We start from the raw sequence: 3924 nt of genomic DNA, 5'->3' as shown, positions 1-3924 counted from the left end.
CCCCACCAGTTGCTGTTGCCCACCCGAAAGTTGTTCGGGAAATAAATCTTTCTTGGCTACCATCTGAAAGCGGTCGAGCAGTTCAGCCACCCGGGCTTTGCGTTCTTTGCCTTTTATATTCTGGTATAGTAAAGGCGTTTCAATATTTTCAAACACGGTTAGTTCATCAATCAGGTGGTAGGCTTGAAATACGTAACCAATGGTGTGTTTCTGCAACTCGCTGCGCTGGCGTTCTCGTAATTTGTGCACTGGCTGGTCGCGCAAGTAATACTCGCCCGCCGAAGGTGGATCAAGCAATCCGATGATATTAAGTAAAGTAGATTTTCCGGCTCCGCTAGGTCCCATAATGGTCATAAACTCTCCTTCCTTCACTTCCAGGTCAATGCCCTTTAGAATAAACGTTTTCTTAAACCGGGACTGAACAAATTTGTCTACATCAATAAGTTTGAGCATAGTATAGTAGTTATAAAGATGTTAGTTAATATTAATTATCAAATATATTTCACCAATCTCACATTAAAGCTGAGGCAAGTGTTGATGTAGTATACTGGGTAGACGTATGGCTACAAACATAATATGCCAACAAATATGCCAAGCCCTAATTAGGCGTTTGGGTGCAATTATAGCGGTTATACTGAGTTTTGACCGTCCGTTTTTGAAATGAAGGTGTACGAAAACGAACACGTCAGATAAATTGAAGCTTTGACAGATCGTGTATTTTATGGCTACTTCATCAGCCATGTAATAAATCGCGCTGTTGTGTTATTGAATTATTTTAAGAATACTATTACATTTGAAATAAAAACAGTGTTATGAAGAGGAAACTTTTGACAATTGTGGCGGGTGCTATGATCTTCTCCCTAACGGGTTGCTACACCCAAATGTGCCCTACGTATTCAGTGAAGCCTATTGAAAAGCCTACTAAACAGGCAGTGAAGTATATGGAAAACTCCTTAGAGAAGGCTTCATAAATTGGTAAAACAGCAGTGTGTCTATGAATAAGCAGCCAATAGGTTGCTTTTTTTGTTTAAACGAACTCACTACTTGTCCGTAAATAGCTTAAAAGAAGACTGTCTCTCGGTAGTGAATCTAAATAAGAAGAATCATGCTAATGTTACATCATCAATATATTACTGATAGTAAAGGAGAAAGAATATCAGTGATAGTTCCGGTGAAAGAATTTGAGGATATTCTTCAGAAACTAGAGGACTTAGAAGACATCTACCTCTATGATAAGGCCAAACAGACACCTCAGGAGTTTGTAGATGCTGATCAGGCATTTAGAGAAATTGAAGAAGTACGCGAAAAAGATGTATAGTATTCGCGTAGCTGATTACCGGATCATATACGAGATTACGGATAAAGTCCTTCTGATAGATGTTATTGATCTAGGCCACCGCAGCAATATTTACGAGTAAAATAATCCTTTTTCACACATCATTTCCTTTGTTTCACATCTGCAACGTAAACGTAGTACCCTTACCTACCTCTGAAGTTGCAGTCAGGTTACCCTGGTGCATTTGCATAATACGTTGGGAGAGGCTTAGGCCGATGCCGGAGCCATCGCGCTTGGTAGTATAAAACGGAATAAAAATTCTTTCCAAAGCTTCAGGTTCAATACCGGAGCCATTATCGGTGACATCAATAAAAACCCGTTGTTCATGATCGGCATAAGCCGAAATTTCAATGATGGGCTCTTCCACATCATTCAACGCTTCCGCTGCGTTTTTCAGAATATTGATAAGTACCATTTCAATCAGCTTGCTATCAACACGGACAATCAGATTAGAGGGTACACGTACGTCAATATTTACCCGATCGTGAGCCACTCCAGCCTCAATAAGCTTAACCACTTCTTCAATAAGGTCTTGAATTTTAACGCGTTCAAAGTCCGGTTGAGGAATATTGGTAAAATTACGATAGGCTTCTACAAAGGTCACTAGCCCCTTGCTTCGGTTCTCAATCGTTCGCAGGCTCATACTAATATCATCGTAGGCCTCCTGATCAAAAATAATGGAGCCATTTTGACGTACTACATCTTCCTGAATGATATCAATGGCAGTACCCGCTAGTGAAGCAATCGGAGTAATGGAGTTCATAATTTCGTGCCGTAGCACTTTGGTCAAATTCTGCCAGGCTTCAATCTCTTGTTGCTGCAATTCCGATAAAATATTCTGAATAGAAACAAGCTTGTAGGAGCTGCCCCGCAGACGAAGTTCAGTAGCGTTAATAGACAAGTGAAGATCGACGCTCGGCTTAATTAACGTCTTAGAACCGGTCGGTAGATTAAGAATAATATTGTACAGCTCAGGGTTAATCTTCGCCAGCTCCCGAATTTTGGTCATTTGGTGGGCCTTTAGGTACCGTCGGGCAGTGTTGTTCAGCAATTCAATATTACCGGATTCATCGTAAGATAGCAACCCAACGTTTACGTGCTGTACTACTGTTTTCAGGTACTGCCAGTGTTCTTCCTTCTCGGCGCGGGCTTTGCGAAAAGCGTCAAACACTTCGTTAAACATCCGATTCAGGTCGCGAAAGCTCTCCCCCAGCTGGCTATCTCGATTAAAACCAGCGGTAAAATCCGAATACTTAACCGCTTCTAAAAAGCGAGTGAGTTTACGATTCGCCTCCAGCACGTACTGGTACAGTTCGTAGATCTGGTAGATCACTAATAGCGATATAATCACTCCGCTTACGTAGCGTTCCGTATAAAACACAAAGTAAAGGCAGAGCAGCATACTGGCTGCCAGCAAAATTATGCGTACTAACAGCGTCCACTCAAATCGGTTAAATATCATATTTTTCTAACCTCCGGTACAGCGAAGCTCGGGTTAAACCTAAGTCTCCGGCCGCCTTAGAAATATTGCCGCCGTGTTTTTTCAAAACCTTGCGGATTAAGAGTTTTTCTACTTCTTCCAGATCATACTTTTCCAGATGAAGCTCATCCTGATCTTTACCCTGCCGGGCATTATCAGCGTTGAAGAAGAAATCTTCCGGTTGTAAGGTAGGTTTATTACTAAGAATTACCGCCCGCTCTACCGAGTGTTGCAGCTCCCGCACATTACCGGGCCAGTGGTATTTCTGCATTCGTTTAATAGCACTAGCACTAATAGAGTGAATAGCTTTATTGTACTTTTTAGAGTACATAGCCAAGAAATGGGTAGCGAGTGGCTCTAAGTCTTCAACGCGCTCGCGCAGGGGCGGCAAATTAATCTCTATGGTATTAATCCGATACAGTAAATCTTGCCGAAACTCATTGTTCTGTACCATTTCGTACAGTGGCATATTGGTCGCGCAGATGAAGCGCACATCTACATCAATTACCTTATTAGAGCCTACTGGGGTTACTCGCTTATTTTGGAGGGCGGTTAGTAATTTAGCTTGCAGCGGTAGCGAGAGGTTCCCAATCTCATCTAAAAAGAGGGTTCCTTCCGATGCAGCTTCAAAGCGGCCTACTCGGTCTTGCTTGGCGTCTGTGAAAGACCCTTTCATATGACCGAACAACTCACTTTCGAACAATGATTCGGTTACGGCTCCCAAATCTACATTGATAAAGACATTTTTAGTTCGTTCGGAACGACGGTGGATAGCCCGGGCAATCACTTCTTTTCCGGTTCCGTTCTCACCCAGTATTAATACGTTAGCGTCGGTTTTGGCCACCTGCTCGATGGTTTCAAACACCCGTTGCATGGAAGGGCTACTTCCAATAATATCTTGAAACTTATGGTTGAGGTCAGCGGTAAGAATTTCCTGCTGAGAGCGTAACTGATTCACTTCCGATTTGGTGGCCCGCAGTCGAAGGGCGGCCATTACGGTGGCAAGTAGCTTTTCGTTATTCCAGGGTTTGAGCACAAAGTCGGTAGCTCCCTCTTTGATTGCTCGCACGGCCATATCTACATCACCGTAGGCCGTAATCAAAATCAC

6 protein-coding genes are annotated in these 3924 nt (G+C 42.8%); 3 read left to right on the top strand and 3 right to left on the bottom strand.

Annotated elements, in window-relative coordinates:
• On the bottom strand, nt 1–453 hold a 453-nt coding region (locus WBA23_RS09070), incomplete at its 3' end, for an ABC transporter ATP-binding protein (RefSeq protein ID WP_424581955.1).
• Nucleotides 454–812: 359 nt separating this feature from the next.
• Between WBA23_RS09070 and WBA23_RS09065 the strand changes: the two genes are divergently transcribed.
• From WBA23_RS09065 to WBA23_RS09055, 3 genes are all read left to right on the top strand, one after another.
• A complete protein-coding gene (locus WBA23_RS09065; protein WP_424581954.1) occupies nt 813–971 on the top strand; it encodes a hypothetical protein in 159 nt (52 codons plus the stop codon).
• Nucleotides 972–1111: 140 nt separating this feature from the next.
• Nucleotides 1112–1318 carry a hypothetical protein gene (locus WBA23_RS09060; RefSeq protein ID WP_424581956.1) on the top strand — a complete coding sequence of 69 codons (207 nt, stop codon included), beginning with the start codon at nt 1112–1114 and terminating at the stop codon, nt 1316–1318.
• Entirely contained in the window at nt 1266–1418 is a 153-nt protein-coding gene (locus WBA23_RS09055; protein WP_424581953.1) for a type II toxin-antitoxin system RelE family toxin, read from the top strand. The genes WBA23_RS09060 and WBA23_RS09055 overlap by 53 nt, the downstream gene beginning before the upstream one ends.
• Nucleotides 1419–1451: 33 nt before the next feature.
• Here WBA23_RS09055 and WBA23_RS09050 read toward each other — a convergent pair whose 3' ends face one another.
• Nucleotides 1452–2798 carry a sensor histidine kinase gene (locus WBA23_RS09050; protein ID WP_424581952.1) on the bottom strand — a complete coding sequence of 449 codons (1347 nt, stop codon included), beginning with the start codon at nt 2796–2798 and terminating at the stop codon, nt 1452–1454.
• Nucleotides 2788–3924: sigma-54-dependent transcriptional regulator (locus WBA23_RS09045; protein WP_424581951.1), on the bottom strand; the 1137-nt coding region annotated here is incomplete at its 5' end. The genes WBA23_RS09045 and WBA23_RS09050, both read right to left, overlap by 11 nt.

Source organism: Tunicatimonas sp., from assembly GCF_049647865.1.
Lineage (GTDB): Bacteria > Bacteroidota > Bacteroidia > Cytophagales > Cyclobacteriaceae > Tunicatimonas.
Note: the sequence above shows the minus strand (reverse complement) of the source record. Positions and strands in the feature narration are given on the sequence as shown.

Coding starts and splice junctions, on each gene's coding strand:
- WBA23_RS09065 (WP_424581954.1), top strand. CDS start 813: ATGAAGAGGAAACTTTTGACAATTGTGGCGGGTGCTATGATCTTCTCC.
- WBA23_RS09060 (WP_424581956.1), top strand. CDS start 1,112: ATGTTACATCATCAATATATTACTGATAGTAAAGGAGAAAGAATATCA.
- WBA23_RS09055 (WP_424581953.1), top strand. CDS start 1,266: ATGCTGATCAGGCATTTAGAGAAATTGAAGAAGTACGCGAAAAAGATG.
- WBA23_RS09050 (WP_424581952.1), bottom strand. CDS start 2,798: ATGATATTTAACCGATTTGAGTGGACGCTGTTAGTACGCATAATTTTG.